This is a genomic window from Lacrimispora sp., from assembly GCF_036758025.1.
In the GTDB taxonomy this organism is placed as follows: domain Bacteria; phylum Bacillota; class Clostridia; order Lachnospirales; family Lachnospiraceae; genus Lacrimispora.
The window spans coordinates 234610-251549 of the sequence record NZ_DAIOXM010000001.1 but is presented as its reverse complement, the minus strand read 5'-3'; the positions used below and the strand labels follow the sequence as shown (position 1 = coordinate 251549).

32 protein-coding genes are annotated in these 16940 nt (G+C 43.0%); all 32 read right to left on the bottom strand.

Going from position 1 to position 16940, the window contains the following annotated elements; all coding sequences use genetic code 11:
* Nucleotides 1-253: 253 nt before the first annotated feature.
* On the bottom strand, nt 254-790 hold the full coding sequence (locus tag V7M78_RS01155) for a bL17 family ribosomal protein (protein WP_333645614.1): 537 nt from the start codon (nt 788-790) through the stop codon (nt 254-256).
* Nucleotides 791-877: 87 nt separating this feature from the next.
* Nucleotides 878-1846 (bottom strand): DNA-directed RNA polymerase subunit alpha, encoded by a 969-nt coding sequence (locus V7M78_RS01150; RefSeq protein WP_333645613.1) that lies wholly within the window; start codon nt 1844-1846, stop codon nt 878-880.
* Between the two features lie 104 nt (nt 1847-1950).
* Nucleotides 1951-2544, bottom strand: a complete 594-nt coding sequence (rpsD, locus tag V7M78_RS01145) for a 30S ribosomal protein S4 (RefSeq protein WP_333645612.1) — start codon at nt 2542-2544, stop codon at nt 1951-1953.
* A 17-nt stretch (nt 2545-2561) separates the two neighbouring features.
* Entirely contained in the window at nt 2562-2963 is a 402-nt protein-coding gene (gene rpsK / locus V7M78_RS01140) for a 30S ribosomal protein S11 (protein WP_024834894.1), read from the bottom strand.
* Between the two features lie 86 nt (nt 2964-3049).
* The gene (rpsM, locus tag V7M78_RS01135; protein ID WP_333645611.1) at nt 3050-3418 is read right to left on the bottom strand and encodes a 30S ribosomal protein S13; all 369 of its coding nucleotides are present in this window, start codon (nt 3416-3418) and stop codon (nt 3050-3052) included.
* 28 nt (nt 3419-3446) lie between these two features.
* Entirely contained in the window at nt 3447-3560 is a 114-nt protein-coding gene (gene rpmJ, locus V7M78_RS01130; protein WP_158377639.1) for a 50S ribosomal protein L36, read from the bottom strand.
* A gap of 211 nt (nt 3561-3771) precedes the next feature.
* On the bottom strand, nt 3772-3990 hold the full coding sequence (gene infA, locus V7M78_RS01125) for a translation initiation factor IF-1 (RefSeq protein ID WP_333645610.1): 219 nt from the start codon (nt 3988-3990) through the stop codon (nt 3772-3774).
* Between the two features lie 5 nt (nt 3991-3995).
* Nucleotides 3996-4277, bottom strand: a complete 282-nt coding sequence (locus V7M78_RS01120) for a KOW domain-containing RNA-binding protein (RefSeq protein WP_333645609.1) — start codon at nt 4275-4277, stop codon at nt 3996-3998.
* Nucleotides 4278-4286: 9 nt separating this feature from the next.
* On the bottom strand, nt 4287-5051 hold the full coding sequence (gene map, locus V7M78_RS01115) for a type I methionyl aminopeptidase (protein ID WP_333645608.1): 765 nt from the start codon (nt 5049-5051) through the stop codon (nt 4287-4289).
* A 3-nt stretch (nt 5052-5054) separates the two neighbouring features.
* Entirely contained in the window at nt 5055-5699 is a 645-nt protein-coding gene (locus V7M78_RS01110) for an adenylate kinase (protein WP_333645607.1), read from the bottom strand.
* Between the two features lie 86 nt (nt 5700-5785).
* Complete coding sequence (gene secY, locus V7M78_RS01105; protein ID WP_333645606.1) at nt 5786-7108, bottom strand: preprotein translocase subunit SecY; 1323 nt, start codon at nt 7106-7108, stop codon at nt 5786-5788.
* Between the two features lies 1 nt (nt 7109).
* Nucleotides 7110-7550 (bottom strand): 50S ribosomal protein L15, encoded by a 441-nt coding sequence (rplO, locus tag V7M78_RS01100; RefSeq protein ID WP_333645605.1) that lies wholly within the window; start codon nt 7548-7550, stop codon nt 7110-7112.
* 26 nt (nt 7551-7576) lie between these two features.
* Nucleotides 7577-7759: a 50S ribosomal protein L30 gene (gene rpmD, locus V7M78_RS01095; protein WP_333645604.1), complete on the bottom strand. Its 183-nt coding sequence runs from the start codon at nt 7757-7759 to the stop codon at nt 7577-7579.
* A gap of 13 nt (nt 7760-7772) precedes the next feature.
* Nucleotides 7773-8282 (bottom strand): 30S ribosomal protein S5, encoded by a 510-nt coding sequence (gene rpsE, locus V7M78_RS01090; protein WP_333645603.1) that lies wholly within the window; start codon nt 8280-8282, stop codon nt 7773-7775.
* Between the two features lie 19 nt (nt 8283-8301).
* A complete protein-coding gene (gene rplR, locus V7M78_RS01085) occupies nt 8302-8670 on the bottom strand; it encodes a 50S ribosomal protein L18 (protein WP_333645602.1) in 369 nt (122 codons plus the stop codon).
* 17 nt (nt 8671-8687) lie between these two features.
* Nucleotides 8688-9230, bottom strand: coding sequence for a 50S ribosomal protein L6 (gene rplF, locus V7M78_RS01080; RefSeq protein ID WP_333645601.1), 543 nt, complete (start codon nt 9228-9230; stop codon nt 8688-8690).
* Between the two features lie 72 nt (nt 9231-9302).
* The gene (rpsH, locus tag V7M78_RS01075; RefSeq protein ID WP_333645600.1) at nt 9303-9704 is read right to left on the bottom strand and encodes a 30S ribosomal protein S8; all 402 of its coding nucleotides are present in this window, start codon (nt 9702-9704) and stop codon (nt 9303-9305) included.
* Between the two features lie 24 nt (nt 9705-9728).
* Nucleotides 9729-9914 (bottom strand): type Z 30S ribosomal protein S14, encoded by a 186-nt coding sequence (locus tag V7M78_RS01070; RefSeq protein WP_024291897.1) that lies wholly within the window; start codon nt 9912-9914, stop codon nt 9729-9731.
* Between the two features lie 15 nt (nt 9915-9929).
* A complete protein-coding gene (rplE, locus tag V7M78_RS01065; RefSeq protein ID WP_333645599.1) occupies nt 9930-10469 on the bottom strand; it encodes a 50S ribosomal protein L5 in 540 nt (179 codons plus the stop codon).
* 21 nt (nt 10470-10490) lie between these two features.
* Complete coding sequence (gene rplX / locus V7M78_RS01060; RefSeq protein ID WP_333645598.1) at nt 10491-10796, bottom strand: 50S ribosomal protein L24; 306 nt, start codon at nt 10794-10796, stop codon at nt 10491-10493.
* Between the two features lie 14 nt (nt 10797-10810).
* Nucleotides 10811-11179, bottom strand: coding sequence for a 50S ribosomal protein L14 (gene rplN / locus V7M78_RS01055; RefSeq protein WP_333645597.1), 369 nt, complete (start codon nt 11177-11179; stop codon nt 10811-10813).
* A gap of 26 nt (nt 11180-11205) precedes the next feature.
* On the bottom strand, nt 11206-11460 hold the full coding sequence (gene rpsQ, locus V7M78_RS01050) for a 30S ribosomal protein S17 (RefSeq protein ID WP_333645596.1): 255 nt from the start codon (nt 11458-11460) through the stop codon (nt 11206-11208).
* Nucleotides 11461-11555: 95 nt separating this feature from the next.
* Entirely contained in the window at nt 11556-11762 is a 207-nt protein-coding gene (gene rpmC / locus V7M78_RS01045; protein ID WP_333646037.1) for a 50S ribosomal protein L29, read from the bottom strand.
* Nucleotides 11763-11764: 2 nt separating this feature from the next.
* A complete protein-coding gene (gene rplP / locus V7M78_RS01040; protein ID WP_333645595.1) occupies nt 11765-12190 on the bottom strand; it encodes a 50S ribosomal protein L16 in 426 nt (141 codons plus the stop codon).
* Nucleotides 12190-12846 (bottom strand): 30S ribosomal protein S3, encoded by a 657-nt coding sequence (gene rpsC, locus V7M78_RS01035; RefSeq protein WP_333645594.1) that lies wholly within the window; start codon nt 12844-12846, stop codon nt 12190-12192. Before rpsC ends, rplP begins: the two co-directional genes overlap by 1 nt.
* A gap of 11 nt (nt 12847-12857) precedes the next feature.
* Entirely contained in the window at nt 12858-13244 is a 387-nt protein-coding gene (gene rplV, locus V7M78_RS01030) for a 50S ribosomal protein L22 (RefSeq protein ID WP_333645593.1), read from the bottom strand.
* Between the two features lie 72 nt (nt 13245-13316).
* Complete coding sequence (rpsS, locus tag V7M78_RS01025; RefSeq protein WP_024834874.1) at nt 13317-13598, bottom strand: 30S ribosomal protein S19; 282 nt, start codon at nt 13596-13598, stop codon at nt 13317-13319.
* Nucleotides 13599-13617: 19 nt separating this feature from the next.
* Nucleotides 13618-14466 (bottom strand): 50S ribosomal protein L2, encoded by an 849-nt coding sequence (gene rplB / locus V7M78_RS01020; protein WP_333645592.1) that lies wholly within the window; start codon nt 14464-14466, stop codon nt 13618-13620.
* 78 nt (nt 14467-14544) lie between these two features.
* Nucleotides 14545-14844 carry a 50S ribosomal protein L23 gene (rplW, locus tag V7M78_RS01015; protein ID WP_333645591.1) on the bottom strand — a complete coding sequence of 100 codons (300 nt, stop codon included), beginning with the start codon at nt 14842-14844 and terminating at the stop codon, nt 14545-14547.
* Nucleotides 14844-15464, bottom strand: a complete 621-nt coding sequence (rplD, locus tag V7M78_RS01010) for a 50S ribosomal protein L4 (RefSeq protein WP_333645590.1) — start codon at nt 15462-15464, stop codon at nt 14844-14846. The genes rplW and rplD overlap by 1 nt, the downstream gene beginning before the upstream one ends.
* 29 nt (nt 15465-15493) lie before the next feature.
* Nucleotides 15494-16129, bottom strand: a complete 636-nt coding sequence (rplC, locus tag V7M78_RS01005; protein ID WP_333645589.1) for a 50S ribosomal protein L3 — start codon at nt 16127-16129, stop codon at nt 15494-15496.
* Between the two features lie 222 nt (nt 16130-16351).
* Nucleotides 16352-16669, bottom strand: a complete 318-nt coding sequence (gene rpsJ, locus V7M78_RS01000; protein WP_333645588.1) for a 30S ribosomal protein S10 — start codon at nt 16667-16669, stop codon at nt 16352-16354.
* Between the last annotated feature and the right edge of the window lie 271 nt (nt 16670-16940).

Here is a 16940-nt window from a genome sequence, read left to right as displayed (position 1 = left end):
GCTCACGGGCTTCGCCCTATGAAACAGGTCGGCAATAAAATTTTTCTTATGTGCAAGCACAACGAAAAATCCCATTACCAACCTCTTTCGCACTGCTCATTGCTTATATGGATATTATATCCTCTCCCCCACCCCCCCGTCAACTTACGATATTCTTTCTTTATTCTTGCATTTCTTTGCCAGGAAAAGGTAGAAACAAAAAAAATTCCCAGCAGGAAAACAAATTTCCATACCGGGAATTTCAATCTTTAATTTATACTAATTCAAGTAAAACAGCCATAGCGCCGTCACCCTTACGCTGGCCGATCTTTACGATACGTGTATAACCACCGTTGCGGGATACGTACTTTGGTGCTACATCTTCGAACAGCTTCTTTGGAAGATCAACAGACTTTGTGTTTTTCTTTCTTCCGGCTGCCTCTGCAGGAACCTCTGTTACATCGTAAAGAACTTTTAACATCTGTCTTCTGGCGTGAAGTCTGGAAGGAAGATCTTTCTTGATCTCTTTCTCTACTTCGTCATAAACAGTAACTTTCTTGCCATTTACAACTTCTTTTACTCTCTTGCCGTCTTTGTCCTTACGGGCAACTTTAGCAGTTACCTTAACAGTCTCAAAGTTGTCTTTTTCTTTTACTGCCAGAGCGATCAGGCCTTCAGCTACCTTGCGGATTTCTTTTGCCCTTGCTTCTGTTGTAACGATCTTTCCATTGTGTAACAATGCTGTTACCTGGCTTCTGATTAATGCTTTTCTCTGACTGGAAGTTCTTCCCAGTTTTCTATATCCTGCCATTTCAATATTCCTCCATCTGTGGAACACGGATACACGCTTCTTCGGTCTTACTGTACCAGTGCTTTAATCTCCATACATCGTTTGCAATTATGCGTTTGCATCATCGCTGGGGTTAAGCTGTAAGCCTAACTCCTTTAATTTTGCCAGTACCTCTTCCAAAGACTTGCGGCCTAAGTTACGAACCTTCATCATATCTTCTGAAGTCCGGTTGCACAATTCTTCTACGGTGTTGATACCAGCTCTCTTAAGACAATTATAGGAACGGACGGAAAGCTCCAGTTCGTCAATATTCATCTCCAGAACCTTTTCCTTCTCATTATCCTCTTTTTCCACCATGACCTCAGCAGTCTTGGCATTTTCAGATAAATCGATAAATAAGTTCAAGTGCTCACTTAACACCTTTGCAGCGAGACTGACTGTCTCGTCAGGTGCCAATGTGCCGTTTGTAAATACATCTAATGTCAGCTTATCGTAATCGGTAACCTGACCTACTCGGGTGTTTTCTACCGTCATGTTGACACGTTCTACCGGTGTGTAAATGGAATCAACGGCAATTACGCCAATGGGTAAATCCTCACTCTTGTTCTTATCTGCACTTACATAGCCGCGGCCTCTTGTGATAGTAAGCTCCATGTAGAACTTGCTGTCAGTACCGCCGCTGAGCGTAGCGATAGGCTGATCCGGGTTCATGATCTCAATGTCGGGATCTGCCTGGATGTCAGCAGCAGTTACAACACCTTCGCCTTCAAACTCGATGTATGCAACCTTTGCTTCGTTGGTATCGCTGTTATTCTTAATAGATAAGCTCTTGATGTTCATAATAATCTCAGTCACATCTTCTTTAACGCCTGGGATGGAACTGAATTCATGCAAAACGCCGTCGATTTTTACCTGACTGACTGCAGCGCCCGGTAAGGAAGAAAGCATGATCCTTCTTAAGGAATTACCTAAAGTCGTGCCATAACCTCTTTCAAGCGGTTCAACTACAAATTTGCCATATTTTTTGTCTTCTGAGATTTCAGCAATCTCAATGTTTGGTTTTTCAAAATCGAACACTAATAGCCCCTCCTTTTGGGTATTTTGTATCGAGGGTCTTATACTCAAATCTTGCCCGGAGGCAGATACCCCCGGGCGAAAGCGGCCAATCAGCCAGCCTTCAATTATTTGGAGTACAACTCGACGATAAGCATTTCATTCACTGGAACATCAATCTCATCTCTTGTTGGTAACTCTTTTACAGTACCACGTAAATTCTCATGGTCAACATCAAGCCATGCCGGAACCATACGTCCTGCTGTCATTTCCTGAACACCTTTGAATCTTGCATTGGTTTTGCATTTCTCTTTTACTTCGATCACATCGCCTGCCTTAACTAAGTAGGAAGGAATGTTTACGCACTTACCATTTACAAGGATGCTCTTATGATCAACAATCTGTCTGGTCTCTCTTCTTGTTCTTCCGAACCCCATACGGTATACTACGTTGTCAAGTCTTCTCTCCAGAAGGATCATCAGGTTTTCACCTACCAGACCATTCATTCTGGAAGCTTTTGCATAGTAGTTACGGAAAGGTTTCTCAAGAACGCCGTAGATGAATTTAGCTTTCTGCTTTTCTCTAAGCTGAATACCGTACTCACTCATCTTTCTGTTCGCTCTTTTTAATTCTCTATTGGATTTTTTATCTATTCCTAAATAGATCGGATCAAGACCAAGGGATCTACATCTTTTAAGAACAGGAACTCTATCAACTGCCACTGTAATTTCCTCCTAAATTAAACTCTTCTACGTTTTGGTGGACGACAACCGTTATGTGGAACTGGAGTTACGTCCTTAATGCTGGTTACTTCTAATCCGCATGCCTGAAGTGCGCGAATAGCTGCTTCACGGCCGGAACCAGGACCTTTGACCATAACGTCTACTGATTTTAAACCATGTATAAGAGCCGCCTTAGTAGCAGTTTCTGCCGCCATCTGAGCTGCATATGGAGTAGATTTCCTTGAACCTCTGAAACCAAGACCACCAGCACTTGCCCAGGATAATGCATTTCCCTGCGTATCTGTTAATGTCACGATTGTGTTATTAAAAGATGACTGGATATGTGCTTGTCCGCGTTCAACGTTTTTCTTTACACGCTTTTTTGTCACTTTTTTAGTAGTGGACACTTTTTTAGCCATTTTAAACTAACCTACTTTCTTTTTACTTGCACCTGAATCTTGTTATTCCTGTTTTTAAAACATGTAACGTGATTCGCTGTTAATTGTTATTTCTTCTTATTTGCTACAGTCTTTCTTGGACCCTTACGAGTTCTTGCATTGGTCTTTGTCTTCTGACCGCGAACCGGAAGGCTCTTTCTATGACGAATTCCGCGATAGCATCCGATTTCCTGAAGTCTCTTGATGTTCATAGCGATTTCTCTTCTTAAATCACCTTCAACAGTCTGAGATTCTGTAATCACTGCTGCGATTCTTTTTACTTCGTCATCTGTTAAATCCTTAACACGAGTGTCAGGACTAACGCCAGCTTCTGTAAGGATGCGGTTTGCACTCACTCTACCGATACCATAGATGTAAGTTAAGCCGATCTCAACACGTTTTTCTCTTGGTAAATCAACACCTGAAATACGAGCCATTTGTGTAATACACCTCCATTAATAATTTTTAACCTTGTTTTTGCTTATGCTTAGGATTTTCACAGATTACTCTGATACTGCCTTTTCTCTTGATGATTTTGCATTTTTCGCAAATCGGTTTGACTGATGATCTAACCTTCACAGCAATTCTCCTTTCCTTTATGCGCCCTTTCCATCTGAACGCCCGGCATCTGTTTTCCAGACGCTTACATGAGAAAGAGCTTGCTGAGTATACCCGCAGTGTGTTTTATCATAAAACCAGTGCTGTCCCTGTGGACATAACACAGCGTATTTCAACAAAGTCGCCACAACATTATATCACTGATTATATCTAAATGCAAGCGCTTTTTTCCTTATTTATCTCTCCAGATAATTCTTCCCTTGCTTAAATCATAAGGGGACATTTCAATGGTCACTTTATCACCTGGTAAAATACGAATGTAATGCATGCGGAGCTTTCCGCTGATGTGAGCCAGCACCTGATGACCATTTTCCAGTTGAACCTGGAACATGGCATTTGGAAGCTTCTCCACAACGACTCCTTCAATTTCAATAACATCTGCTTTTGACATATAGCTTACCTCCTAACAACCTGTTCTTCTCTTTTGAAACATCTGATGAAATGTTTGATTTCTTCATCGGTGACTTTTTTATTTTCCCGGATTTTGTCTCCAGGGGAATGTTTCTCCCATAAAAGGGTTTCTACATGCTTTTTCTTCTTCTTTTTCGGGCAGTCCAGACGTTTGTATTTTCCGTCCACCAGATATATATATTCGCCTTCTTCTCTTAATATGAAGAAATAGCTGCCTTTATCGTGCCCTGCCGCTGATTTTACCAGGGTTCCTGCCTCTGTCTTCATAGACCTGCCTCATCTTTCATCGGAAACCAGACTCAGCAGCTCAGGCTCCCCTTCTGTAATCAGCACAGTATTTTCATAGTGGGCAGAAAGGCTTCCGTCCTCGGTCACCACGGTCCAGTCGTCGTCAAGCCAAACCACATCGGGGCTTCCCCCATTGATCATAGGTTCAATGGCAAGGGTCATTCCCGGCCTCAGCTTGATTCCTCTTCTCTTCCTGGCAAAGTTGGGCACCTCCGGCTCCTCGTGAAGATGGGAACCAATTCCGTGTCCCACTAAGTCCCGGACCACTCCGTAGCCAAATTTTTCTGCATACTTCTGGATTGCAGCGGATATATCACCTAAATGATTGCCAGATTTTGCAAATTTAATCCCTTCAAAGAAACATTGTCTTGTCACTTCTATGAGCTGTCCCGCTTCAGGAGTGATTTCTCCGATTCCATAAGTCCTTGCGGCATCGGAATGATAGCCCTTGTAAATCACGCCGGCATCCAGACTCACAATATCGCCTTCCTGTAAAAAACGCTTCTTATTGGGTATCCCATGAACCACCTCATCATTGACTGAAACGCAGATGGAGGCAGGATATCCGTTATAATTTAAGAAAGAAGGCGTGCAGCCGTAGCTTCTTATAATCTCTTCTCCCAGATGGTCAATATCCCAAGTTGTCATACCCGGCTTTAAGGCCTTGGAGAGTTCTTCATGGGTTTTACAAAGAATTCTCCCCGCCTCTCTCATAAGTTCTATCTCTCTTGCAGATTTAATGGTAACTGACATAAACTATGCTCCTAAAATGCCGGTAATATCAGTAAACACTTTATTTAAATCCTGTGTTCCGTCAATACTCACCAGCACGCCGGTTTTCCCGTAATACTCAATTAAAGGCTTTGTCTGGTCATGGTAAACTGACAGCCGCTTCTTAACAGTCTCCGGCTTATCATCATCTCTTAAAATCAGCTCTGCGCCGCATACATCGCATATTCCCGGAACCTTGCTGGGGTTGTATACCAGATGATAGGTAGCACCGCAGGAAATGCAGGCACGGCGGCCGGCCATTCTGTTTATGATGTTTTCATCCGCCACATCTACGTTGATGGCAAAGTCAATCTTCTGTCCTCTTTCGGAAAGCGCTTCCTTCAGGCTTTCTGCCTGGGGAATGGTTCTTGGGAACCCATCCAGCACATATCCGTTTTTGCAATCTTCATTCTGAATCCGGTCTATCAGCATACCAATGGTCAATTCATCGGGCACCAAAGCTCCCTGATCTATGTACTCCTTAGCCTTCCTGCCCAGTTCTGTTCCTTCTTTTATGTTGGAACGGAAGATGTCTCCGGTGGAAACGTGGGGAATTCCATATTTTTCAGCGATCTTTTTTGCCTGAGTACCTTTACCGGCTCCTGGGGCGCCTAACATGATAATCTTCATAAACAGTCCCTCCCTCGCATTGGATTAAGTCAAATAGCATAAATCCCAAGAAAAACACGCATGGCGTGTTTTCCTTGGTTTCTCCTCTAATCGTTTAAAAAGCCTTTGTAATAACGTACAAGCATTTGAGATTCAATCGCCTTGATTGTCTCGAGTACAACGCTGACGATGATGATTAAGGATGTACCGCCGAATGAAAGACGGCTTACATTAAACAGGCCTGATACCATGATGGGGATAACACAGACAATCGTCAAACTGCATGCACCTATAAACACGATATAGTTCAAAATAGAATTCAGATAATCGCTGGTAGGTTTTCCCGGACGGATACCCGGAATAAAACCGCCGGACTTCTTCATGTTATTCGCAACCTCTAACGGATTAAACGTAATTGAGGTGTAAAAATAAGCGAACACAATAATGAGAGCCACATATAGGATCAGACCGATGGAATATGCCGGTCTGTCCAGTTTGAACCAGCTGGAAGAATTAAGCCCTGTTAAAATGTGGCCTCCAATGCTGCTGTAATCGATCTTATCCCCAAAGAACTGGGCAATCACGACTGGGAACGACATAAGGGAGGAAGCGAAGATAACCGGAATAACGCCGGCTGTATTCACCTTTAACGGAATGTTGGTGGCCTGTCCGCCTACCATCTTCCGTCCCTGCATCTTTTTGGAATACTGTACAGGAATTCTTCTTTCACCATCCTGAAGGACGATGACAAATACAATAATGGCTAAAATAACAGCTATGATGATAATGGCTGCTATAGCTGCTACTGCAACCGATTTTCCTGACATGAACCGGTTGTATAAGGTGGATACGTCAGATGGGAAGCTGGAAATAATATTCACCATCAGCACGATAGAAATACCGTTTCCCACACCTTTTTCCGTAATCCTCTCACCAATCCACATCAGAAGAGCACTACCAGCCGTCATAGTAACGACAGCAATCATAATACTCAATGCATTAAATTCTTTTAACAGACCCTGGCCGCCGAATCCAATTGCCATAGCAACGGACTCGATTAATGCCAGACCTACTGTTACATAACGGGTGTATTCTGCAATCTTCTTTCTTCCGTCTTCACCGTCTTTTTGCATTTCCTCCAGCTTAGGGATTGCAATGGTCAAAAGCTGCATAATGATGGAAGATGTGATATAAGGGCTGATGCTCAGGGCGAACACCGACATATTGGAAAAGGAGCTTCCGGTCATGGCATTGAAAAATCCCATGGCGTCGTTGTTCTGCTGAGCAAAAAACTCTTTGAAAAACTCTGTATTAACTCCTGGAATCGGCAATTGAGAACCGATTCTGATAACCACCAGCATCATGAAAGTATAGATCAGTTTTGTTCTTACTTCCTTGACCTTGAATGCATTACGGAGTGTTTTAAACATATTAGATCACCTCGCAGGTTCCACCTAAAGCCTCAATTTTGGTTTTTGCGCCTTCGCTGAAAGCATCTACCTTTACTACAAGCTTTTTGGTTAATTCTCCATTTCCAAGGATCTTAACGCCATCGCGCGGATTCTTAACAATACCGCTCTCTAATAAAGTCTCAACCGTAACAACTGCATCGTTGTCAAATACTTCCAAAGCACTTACATTGATTCCGATGATGGTCTTAGAATTTCTGTTAGTAAAACCTCTCTTAGGAATACGTCTGTATAAAGGCATCTGACCGCCTTCAAAGCCTGGTCTTGTAGCACCGGAACGGGCTTTCTGTCCTTTATGGCCTTTGCCTGCAGTCTTGCCGTTTCCTGAACCGTGACCGCGTCCTCTTCTGAAGTTATCGCTCTGTTTGGAACCTAATGCAGGCTGTAAATTTGATAAATCCATCCCTTGCACCTCCTTACTGTTTTCTTTTAAATCTCTTCCACTTTTACTAAATGACGCACATTGGCAATCATACCTCTGACTGCACCATTATCCGGCATTTCAACTGTCTTGTTAAGCTTTTTTAAGCCTAATGCTGCAACGGTTGCTTTATGCTTCGGAATTGCACCGATCGGGGATTTCACCAATGTGATTTTTAACTTATCTGCCATCTTCTTATCCTCCTTAGCCTAAAATCTCTTCTACAGATTTGCCGCGAAGTCTTGCAACTTCTTCAGGAGTTTTTAACTTAGTCAATCCTTCAATAGTAGCCATAACTACATTAGTCTTGTTGTTGGAACCTAAAGACTTAGAATGGATGTTCTTAATTCCTGCAAGCTCTAAAACCGCACGAGCAGGACCTCCTGCAATAACTCCAGTACCTTCGCTCGCTCTCTTAAGAAGTACGGAAGCGCTTCCGTACTTACCGATTAAGTCATGAGGAATACTGCTGTTCTCATCAACCGGAATAGAAACCATATTCTTAACAGCAGCCTCTTTTCCCTTACGGATTGCCTCTGGAACTTCACCAGCTTTGCCAAGACCAGCACCTACATGGCCATTGCCGTCGCCTACGACTACTAAAGCAGAGAATCTCATGGTGCGTCCGCCCTTAACGGTCTTGGAAACACGCTTGATGGCAACTACTCTATCGTTTAACTCTGTCTGATTTGCATCAATATTTGTACGTTTCACCTGTGTCTTCTCCTCTCTACTAGAATTCCAGACCAGCTTCTCTGGCTGCGTCTGCTAATGCCTGAACCTTACCGTGATATATAAAACCGCCTCTGTCAAAGACAACTTCCTTAATTCCCTTTTCAATTGCTCTCTTGGCAACTACGGTACCTACATATGCTGCAGCGTCAACGTTGTCAGTTTTCTCTAATTCTGCCTTTACTTCTTTTTCTACTGTAGAAGCAGAGACTAAAGTCTTACCAACTGTATCGTCAATAATTTGAGCATACATATGATTATTACTTCTAAACACAGCCAAACGTGGTCTTTCTGCAGTACCTGCAAAACGGTTACGTAATCTGTTGTGCTTTTTAACGCGAACTTCGCTTCTTGATTTCTTGCTAACCATCTTTACACTCTCCTTAATTATTTCTTACCAGTCTTACCAACTTTACGTCTGATCACTTCATCAGCATACTTGATTCCCTTGCCCTTATACGGCTCAGGTCTTCTCTTGTCTCTGATTTCAGCAGCGTACTGGCCAACTTTTTCTTTATCGATTCCTCTAACGAAGATGATGTTCTGTCCTTCCATGGTGGACTCTACGCCTTCCGGATCTTCCATCTCAACCGGGTGGGAGTAACCCAGGGAAAGAACAAGCTTCTTGCCCTGCTTCTGAGCTCTGTAACCAACACCATTGATTTCCAGCTTCTTTTCATAACCGGCAGTTACGCCGACGATCATGTTGTTTACTAATGTTCTGGTAAGACCATGTAAAGATTTCATTCTCTTTAAATCATTCGGTCTTGTAACGGAGATCTGACCATCTTCTTCTTTGATTGTCATTTCAGCCGGTAATACTCTCTCAAGAGTTCCCTTAGGACCTTTTACAGTCACTTTATTATTTTCTGCGATTGTGACAGTTACTTCTGCCGGAACCGCGATAGGCATTCTTCCTATACGTGACATGCCGTTTACCTCCTTAAATTTTCGGAGGGAATTTATGCACTCCCTCTGTTTTCAGACTTTCTGCAGTACTAATTACCAAACAAACGCCAATACTTCTCCGCCTACGCCCTGTGTGCGTGCTTCCTTATCAGTGATAACACCCTGATTGGTGGAAATAATAGCTGTTCCTAAACCGCCAAGTACTTTTGGCAGCTCTTCCTTGTTTGCGTATACACGTAAACCAGGTTTGGAAATTCTCTTAATGCCTGTGATGATTTTTTCGTTCTTATCTTTACCGTATTTTAAGGTGATCCGGATAGTCTGGAATGCACCGTCTTCTACGAGATCATATTTTTTAATGTAACCCTCTTTTACAAGGATATCAGCAATAGCTAATTTCATCTTAGATGAAGGTACATCTACTGTATCATGTTTTGCAGTATTTGCATTACGGATTCTTGTAAGCATATCTGCGATTGGATCGCTCATTGTCATTTTGGAATTGCCTCCTTCCTTATTTTACCAGCTTGCTTTTCTAACGCCTGGGATCTGACCCTTGTATGCTAATTCACGGAAGCAGATTCTGCAGATTCCGTATTTTCTCAAATAAGCATGTGGACGACCGCAGATTCTGCAGCGGTTATATTCTCTTGTGGAGAATTTTGCCGGTCTCTGCTGTTTGATCTTCATTGAAGTCTTAGCCATGAATAATTCCTCCTACTATTTTGCAAATGGCATATTGAATAATGTCAAAAGTTCACGTGCTTCTTCGTCAGTCTTAGCGGTAGTAACGAAAATGATGTCCATACCTCTTACCTTGTCAACTTTATCGTACTCAATTTCAGGGAAAATAAGCTGCTCTTTGATGCCGAGAGCAAAGTTTCCTCTGCCATCAAATGCGTTAGGATTCACACCTCTGAAGTCACGTACACGGGGAAGTGCCAAGTTGATCAGACGATCTGCAAATTCATACATTCTCTCGCCGCGAAGTGTAACTTTACAGCCGATTGCCATACCTTCTCTAAGCTTGAAGTTAGCAATTGATTTTTTAGCCTTGGTAAGAACCGCCTTCTGTCCGGAGATGATTTCCATATCTCTTACAGCAGAGTCTAAAATTTTGGCATTTTCCTTTGCTTCACCAATACCCATATTGATGACGATCTTCTCCAGCTTCGGTACTTCCATGATGTTCTTATATCCAAATTTCTTGGTCATCGCTTCTGCGATTTCTGTCTGGTATACTTCTTTTAATCTAGCCAATTTTTATTCCTCCTCTCCGAATTAGTCAATTACTTTACCGGTTGACTTGGCAACGCGGACTTTCTTGCCGTCTTTTACTTCAAAGCCCACTCTGGTTGCTTTTCCGTCTACAACGAGCATTACGTTGGAAATGTCAAGTGCAGCTTCCTTCTGTACGATGCCGCCCTGTGGATTTCCTGCGCCTGGCTTTACATGCTTTGTGATCATGTTAACGCCTTCTACTACTACCTTGCTGTTCTTGGTGTCTACCAGAAGAACCTTGCCCTGTTTATCTTTATCTTTTCCTGCGATGACCTTTACCAGGTCGTCTCTTTTAATTTTATGCACAGTCCGATACCTCCTTATAATACTTCCGGAGCTAAGGAAACAATCTTCATGAAGTGTTTCTCTCTTAACTCTCTGGCAACCGGTCCAAAGATACGAGTTCCTTTTGGAGTCTTGTCATCTTTGATAATTACGGCAGCATTCTCATCGAACTTGATATAAGAACCGTCTTTGCGGCGTGCGCCTTTAACAGTACGTACCACAACGGCTTTTACAACGTCGCCCTTCTTCACAACACCGCCAGGTGTTGCATCTTTTACGCTGGCAACGATAATATCACCAATATTAGCATATCTTCTTGTAGATCCGCCCATTACACGGATGCAAAGTAATTCTTTTGCACCGGTATTGTCAGCAACCTTTAATCTGGTTTCCTGCTGAATCATGCCTGTTACTCCTTCCTGGAAATAAATTATTTCGCTCTCTCGATAATCTCAACAAGTCTCCATCTCTTGTCTTTGGACAGCGGTCTTGTTTCCATTACTTTTACTGTGTCGCCCATATTGCAGTCGTTATTCTCATCATGAGCTTTTAATTTATACGTTCTTTTTACGATCTTGCCGTATAAAGGATGTTCTACATGGTCTTCAATGGCTACAACGATGGTCTTATCCATCTTGTCACTCACAACCTTACCTGTACGGGTTTTTCTAAGATTTCTTTCCACGTTCGGTATTCTCCTTTCGATGTTCTGGCCCGGACGGCCCTCTCTATAAGTTCACACTCTGTCGTGTGTGTCATGCTTTTATAAAAAACTGCAGCTTAAGCCAGTCTAGCCTTCTCAGTTATAACAGTCTGAATTCTGGCAATGTTTTTGCGAACCTCTTTGATCCGGCTTGTGTTATCAAGCTGGTTGGTTGCGTTCTGGAATCTTAAGTTGAAAAGTTCTTTCTTTGCAGCTACTAATTCTTCGTTCAGCTCAGTAACTGATTTTCCTTTTAATTCTTCAACATATTTATTCATTTTCACTGTCATTCACCGCCTTCTAAATCTGCTTTAGCAGCAATCTTACACTTGCACGGTAACTTATGCATAGCAAGACGTAAAGCTTCACGTGCTGTTTCTTCAGGTACTCCAGCGATTTCAAATAATACACGGCCTGGCTTTACTACTGCTACCCAGTATTCCAGGGAGCCTTTACCGGAACCCATACGGGTTTCTGCTGGTTTTGCTGTTACGGGTTTATCCGGGAAAATCTTGATCCAGACTTTACCGCCACGCTTGATGTAACGGGTCATGGCAACACGGGCTGCCTCGATCTGGTTGGATCTGATCCAGCATGGTTCTGTAGAAACCAAGCCGAACTCACCATTGCTGATTGTATTGCCTCTTAAAGCCTTACCAGCCATGGAACCACGGAACTGTTTACGACGTTTAACTCTTTTAGGCATTAACATTATTTATCGCTCCCTTCCTTGTTTCCTTTAGTTGGAAGAACTTCGCCATTGTAGATCCATACCTTAACACCAATCTTGCCGAAGGTTGTATCTGCCTCTGCGAAACCATAGTCAATATCTGCTCTCAATGTCTGTAACGGAATGGTTCCTTCGCTGTAGAACTCGGTACGAGCCATATCAGCTCCGCCAAGACGGCCTGCAACTGCAGTCTTGATACCCTTTATGCCAGCCTTCATGGAACGTCCCATAGTAGACTTCATAGCACGGCGGAAAGATACACGGTTCTGTAACTGCTGTGCGATGGATTCAGCTACTAACTGAGCATCCTTGTCAGGTCTCTTGATTTCTTTGATATCAACAAACAACTTTTTATTTGTAAGCTTCTGAACCTCAGTTTTTAACTTCTCGATCTCAGCTCCGCCCTTGCCGATAACAACACCTGGCTTAGCTGTGTGGATAATGATTTTAACGCGGTCAGATGCTCTTTCAATTTCGATATTAGAAATACCAGCACTGTATAATCTCTTCTTAAGAAATTTTCTGATCGCATAATCTTCTACTAAGTTGTCTGCGAAATCAGCTTCAGCATACCACTTTGAGTCCCAGTCTTTAATAACACCGACTCTTAAGCCGTGTGGATTAACTTTCTGTCCCATTATTTGCCTCCTTATCTTTCATTAAGCACGATGGTGATGTGGCTCATTCTCTTTTCGATTCTGTAAGCGCGGCCCTGTGCTCTCGGTTTTACTCTTTTCATTGTCGGTCCCTTGTTTGCAAAACACTCTTCTACATAAAGCTTTGCAGGGTCCATACCGTTGTTATTTTCAGCGTTAGCAACTGCTGATTTTAATAACTTCTCTATTAAAGAAGAAGCATATCTGGGATTGTAAAGTACAATACCAAGTGCTGTCTGAACGTCTTTGCCTCTGATGGCGTCTAATACGAAGCATGCCTTCTGAACAGAAACTCTAGCATAGGATAACTTTGCTGACGGTCTGGTGTCCTTCTGGGCATTTCTCTCTCTTTTAATCTGGCTTCTATGTCCCTTAGCCATTGGTGAATCCTCCTTTCAACTTTAACGCCCCGGGGAAATTCTGTTGAATACCCAAGGGAGTCTGCTTATCTATTACTTACGGCCTGACTTTTTCTCGTCTTTGCCATGTCCTCTGTAAGTTCTGGTAGCAACGAATTCACCCAGTTTGTGACCAACCATATCTTCTGTCACATATACCGGAACGTGTTTTCTGCCATCATGAACTGCAATTGTATGTCCAACCATCTGCGGGAAGATAGTAGAACGGCGGGACCAGGTCTTAATTACCTGCTTCTGTCCTGCTGCGTTCATAGCATCTACTTTTTTCAGTAAATGAGCATCTGCAAATGGTCCTTTTTTAAGTGAGCGAGCCATAGATTCTAACCTCCTTCAATTATTTAACGGTCTTTCCATCTCTTCTTCTAACGATCAATCTGTTAGACTGCTTGTTTTTCTTTCTGGTCTTTAAGCCAAGCGCTGGTTTGCCCCATGGTGTACTTGGACCTGGACGGCCAATACCAGTCTTACCTTCACCACCACCGTGTGGATGGTCGTTAGGGTTCATAACGGAACCGCGTACAGTTGGACGGAAGCCCATGTGACGCTTTCTTCCTGCTTTACCGATATTGATCAGGTTGTGATCGCCGTTTCCAACAACACCAATGGTTGCTCTGCAATTGATGGGAACCATTCTCATTTCACCGGAAGGTAAACGAAGGGTCGCATACTTGCCTTCTTTAGCCATTAACTGTGCACCGTTTCCTGCGGAACGAACAAGCTGGCCGCCTTTTCCTGGGTAAAGCTCAATGTTATGAACCTGAGCACCAACCGGAATGTGGCTTAAAGGTAAGCAGTTTCCTACTTTTGCTTCTGCAGTATCACCGCTCATAACTGTCATGCCGTCTGTTAAACCGGCAGGAGCAAGGATATAAGCCTTTGTGCCGTCTGCGTAGCAGATCAATGCGATGTTAGCAGTTCTGTTAGGATCGTATTCGATACCGATAACAGTTGCCGGAATACCGTCTCTGCTGTTTCTCTTGAAGTCGATGATTCTATATTTTCTCTTAACGCCGCCGCCGCGATGTCTTACGGTAATCTTACCCTGGTTATTACGGCCAGCTGTCTTCTTAATAGTTTTGCTGATTAAGGACTTCTCAGGTGTTGACTTTGTGATTTCAGTAAAATCAGAACCGGTCATATGTCTCCTGGAAGGGGTATATGGGTTATACTTTTTAATTCCCATTGTTATAACTCCTTTCAACGCCTCCTGGCGTATCTTATTATCGTGATATAATGTTCATCACATAGGGTGGACTGAATCTTACAGTCCCTCGAAAATTTCGATTTCTTTGCTGTCTGCGGTCAACTGAACGATAGCTTTCTTTGTCTTAGAGGTCTTACCGTAGGTCGTTCCTCTTCTCTTAGTCTTGCCATCTAAGTTCATGGTGTTCACAGTGGCAACTTTTGTGCCTGGGAACATCTTCTCAACAGCTTCTTTGATCATAGCCTTGTTAGCATCTGTATGAACGATGAATGTGTACTTCTTGGTTGCCATAGCATTCATGCTCTTCTCAGTTACTACAGGTCTCTGGATTACGTCGTAATATTTAATATCTGCCATTATGCGTACACCTCCTCGATTGCTGCAACAGCAGTCTTGGTAGCAACAACTGTGTTGTACTTTAAGATATCGTATACGTTGATTGTGTTAACAAATGCAGTCTTTACGGAAGCGATGTTTCTTGCGCTCATTACTGCGTTTGTGCTGTCGTCGCCAACAACCACAAGAGCCTTGGATACCTTTAAGTTATTTAATACAGTCTGGAATTTCTTTGTCTTGATCTCATCAAACTTTAACTCATCAACAACGATGAACTTATTCTCATTAACTCTGCTGGTAAGAGCGGATTTAAGAGCAAGTCTTCTCTCCTTCTTGTTGAGTCTGATTGTGTAATCTCTTGGTGCGGGAGCAAATACAACTCCGCCGCCTGTCCACTGTGGAGATCTGGTTGAACCCTGTCTTGCATGACCGGTTCCTTTCTGCTTCCACGGTTTTCTTCCGCCGCCGGATACCTCAGCACGGGTCTTAGCCTTCTGTGTGCCCTGGCGCTTGTTTGCAAGCTGGCTTACGACTGCCAAGTGTACGAGATGCTCATTAACATCTACACCGAACACTGCATCGCTTAACTCTAATGTGCCAACTTCATTACCTTCCATATTGTAAACAGATACGTTTGCCATCTGTGTGATCCTCCTTTCTTATAAAAGCATTAGTTAGCTGCTTTTACTGTTTCCTTGATTGTTACTAAAGACTTCTTCGGTCCTGGTACAGCACCCTTAACCAGAAGCAGGTTGTTCTCAGAATCAACCCTTACGATTTCAAGGTTCTGGATTGTAACCTTTTTGTTACCCATCTGTCCTGGCATCTTCTTGCCCTTGAATACCTTGCTGGGATCAGAAGCAGCGCCGTTGGAACCAGCATGACGGTGGAATTTGGAACCGTGAGCCATAGGTCCTCTGGACTGTCCGTGTCTCTTAATAGCACCCTGGAAACCTTTACCTTTGGAGATTGCGGTTGCGTCGATCTTATCGCCTGCAGCGAAGATCTCTGCTTTAATTTCATCTTTTACAGAATACTGATCAGCATTCTCAAGCTTAAACTCTCTAACGTATCTCTTGTAAGATACACCGGCCTTATCAAAATGGCCCTTGATTGGCTTGCTGACAAGTTTTTCTCTCTTATCTACAAAACCTACCTGCACTGCACTGTAACCATCGTTCTCAACAGTCTTGATCTGTGTTACTACACAGGGACCTGCCTGAAGAACTGTTACTGGAGTCAATACTCCGTTTTCATCGAAGATCTGTGTCATTCCGACTTTGGTAGCTAATATACCCTTCTTCATGTTTTTACCTCCTGTTTGTTAATTCTACAGCGGATTGCTTTCGCAATCATCCTAGAACAGTCCAATATATGTGGAACACTATGACTCCGTTTTTCCGGCAGCATCATGATTGCCCTGCAATCACCATTCGCCGTTTATGGAGATGTTGATTCCTTACAGGAAACGTGTTGCTTCTATATTTAAACCCTTCAGGATATTACCTTGATTCATTGGTGATGAAGATTATTTGTTCTTCATCTTGATATCGATGTACACACCTGCCGGCATTTCCAGTCTGGATAATGCATCAACTGTCTTCTGACTTGGTGTAATGATATCAATGAGTCTCTTATGCGTTCTCTGCTCGAACTGCTCTCTGGAATCTTTGTACTTGTGAACCGCCCTTAAGATGGTTACTATTTCCTTCTTGGTTGGTAACGGCACCGGTCCGCTCACTTTTGATCCTGTCTTTTTTACAGTGTCGATGATCTTGCCTGCAGACTGATCGATCAGCTGATGATCATACGCTTTTAATGTGATTCTCATTACTTGACTTGCCATAAAAAAAGTCGCCTCCTTTTCGCACTTATAATAGAAGTACGACAAGCGGTGACTGTACACATTCCCGTGTGTGTCCTACGGAACCACACACTACTATCCGTTTGTATAAATAAACAGAACATTAAGTTGTACAGTGACTTGTCGCCAGTTTCCTAACTTGACATTCGCTCCGCGGAAAACCTGCTTTTACAAGCAGCAACCTCACGCTTCACAGCTATCATGCCACAGCCTTGATATAATATCATACTTTCTTTTACATTGCAAGCACTTT

Excerpts from the sequence above, each read along its gene's own strand:
- rpsM (WP_333645611.1), bottom strand. The coding sequence starts at position 3,418 with ATGGCTCGTATTTCAGGTGTTGATTTACCAAGAGAAAAACGTGTTGAG.
- map (WP_333645608.1), bottom strand. The coding sequence starts at position 5,051 with ATGTCAGTTACCATTAAATCTGCAAGAGAGATAGAACTTATGAGAGAG.
- rpsC (WP_333645594.1), bottom strand. The coding sequence starts at position 12,846 with ATGGGACAGAAAGTTAATCCACACGGCTTAAGAGTCGGTGTTATTAAA.
- rplN (WP_333645597.1), bottom strand. The coding sequence starts at position 11,179 with ATGATTCAGCAGGAAACCAGATTAAAGGTTGCTGACAATACCGGTGCA.
- rpsH (WP_333645600.1), bottom strand. The coding sequence starts at position 9,704 with ATGACAATGAGCGATCCAATCGCAGATATGCTTACAAGAATCCGTAAT.
- rpsJ (WP_333645588.1), bottom strand. The coding sequence starts at position 16,669 with ATGGCAAGTCAAGTAATGAGAATCACATTAAAAGCGTATGATCATCAG.
- rplW (WP_333645591.1), bottom strand. The coding sequence starts at position 14,844 with ATGGCAGATATTAAATATTACGACGTAATCCAGAGACCTGTAGTAACT.
- V7M78_RS01070 (WP_024291897.1), bottom strand. The coding sequence starts at position 9,914 with ATGGCTAAGACTTCAATGAAGATCAAACAGCAGAGACCGGCAAAATTC.
- V7M78_RS01120 (WP_333645609.1), bottom strand. The coding sequence starts at position 4,277 with ATGAAGACAGAGGCAGGAACCCTGGTAAAATCAGCGGCAGGGCACGAT.
- rplO (WP_333645605.1), bottom strand. The coding sequence starts at position 7,550 with ATGGATTTATCAAATTTACAGCCTGCATTAGGTTCCAAACAGAGCGAT.
- V7M78_RS01155 (WP_333645614.1), bottom strand. The coding sequence starts at position 790 with ATGGCAGGATATAGAAAACTGGGAAGAACTTCCAGTCAGAGAAAAGCA.
- rplB (WP_333645592.1), bottom strand. The coding sequence starts at position 14,466 with ATGGGAATTAAAAAGTATAACCCATATACCCCTTCCAGGAGACATATG.
- V7M78_RS01110 (WP_333645607.1), bottom strand. The coding sequence starts at position 5,699 with ATGAAGATTATCATGTTAGGCGCCCCAGGAGCCGGTAAAGGTACTCAG.
- rplV (WP_333645593.1), bottom strand. The coding sequence starts at position 13,244 with ATGGCTAAGGGACATAGAAGCCAGATTAAAAGAGAGAGAAATGCCCAG.
- rplR (WP_333645602.1), bottom strand. The coding sequence starts at position 8,670 with ATGGTTAGCAAGAAATCAAGAAGCGAAGTTCGCGTTAAAAAGCACAAC.
- rpsK (WP_024834894.1), bottom strand. The coding sequence starts at position 2,963 with ATGGCTAAAAAAGTGTCCACTACTAAAAAAGTGACAAAAAAGCGTGTA.
- rplP (WP_333645595.1), bottom strand. The coding sequence starts at position 12,190 with ATGTTAATGCCTAAAAGAGTTAAACGTCGTAAACAGTTCCGTGGTTCC.
- rplC (WP_333645589.1), bottom strand. The coding sequence starts at position 16,129 with ATGAAGAAGGGTATATTAGCTACCAAAGTCGGAATGACACAGATCTTC.
- rpsS (WP_024834874.1), bottom strand. The coding sequence starts at position 13,598 with ATGGCTCGCTCACTTAAAAAAGGACCATTTGCAGATGCTCATTTACTG.
- rplD (WP_333645590.1), bottom strand. The coding sequence starts at position 15,464 with ATGGCAAACGTATCTGTTTACAATATGGAAGGTAATGAAGTTGGCACA.
- infA (WP_333645610.1), bottom strand. The coding sequence starts at position 3,990 with ATGTCAAAAGCAGATGTTATTGAAATTGAAGGAGTCGTTGTGGAGAAG.
- rplF (WP_333645601.1), bottom strand. The coding sequence starts at position 9,230 with ATGTCACGTATAGGAAGAATGCCTATCGCGGTTCCGGCAGAAGTAACT.
- rpmD (WP_333645604.1), bottom strand. The coding sequence starts at position 7,759 with ATGGCAGATAAGTTAAAAATCACATTGGTGAAATCCCCGATCGGTGCA.
- secY (WP_333645606.1), bottom strand. The coding sequence starts at position 7,108 with ATGTTTAAAACACTCCGTAATGCATTCAAGGTCAAGGAAGTAAGAACA.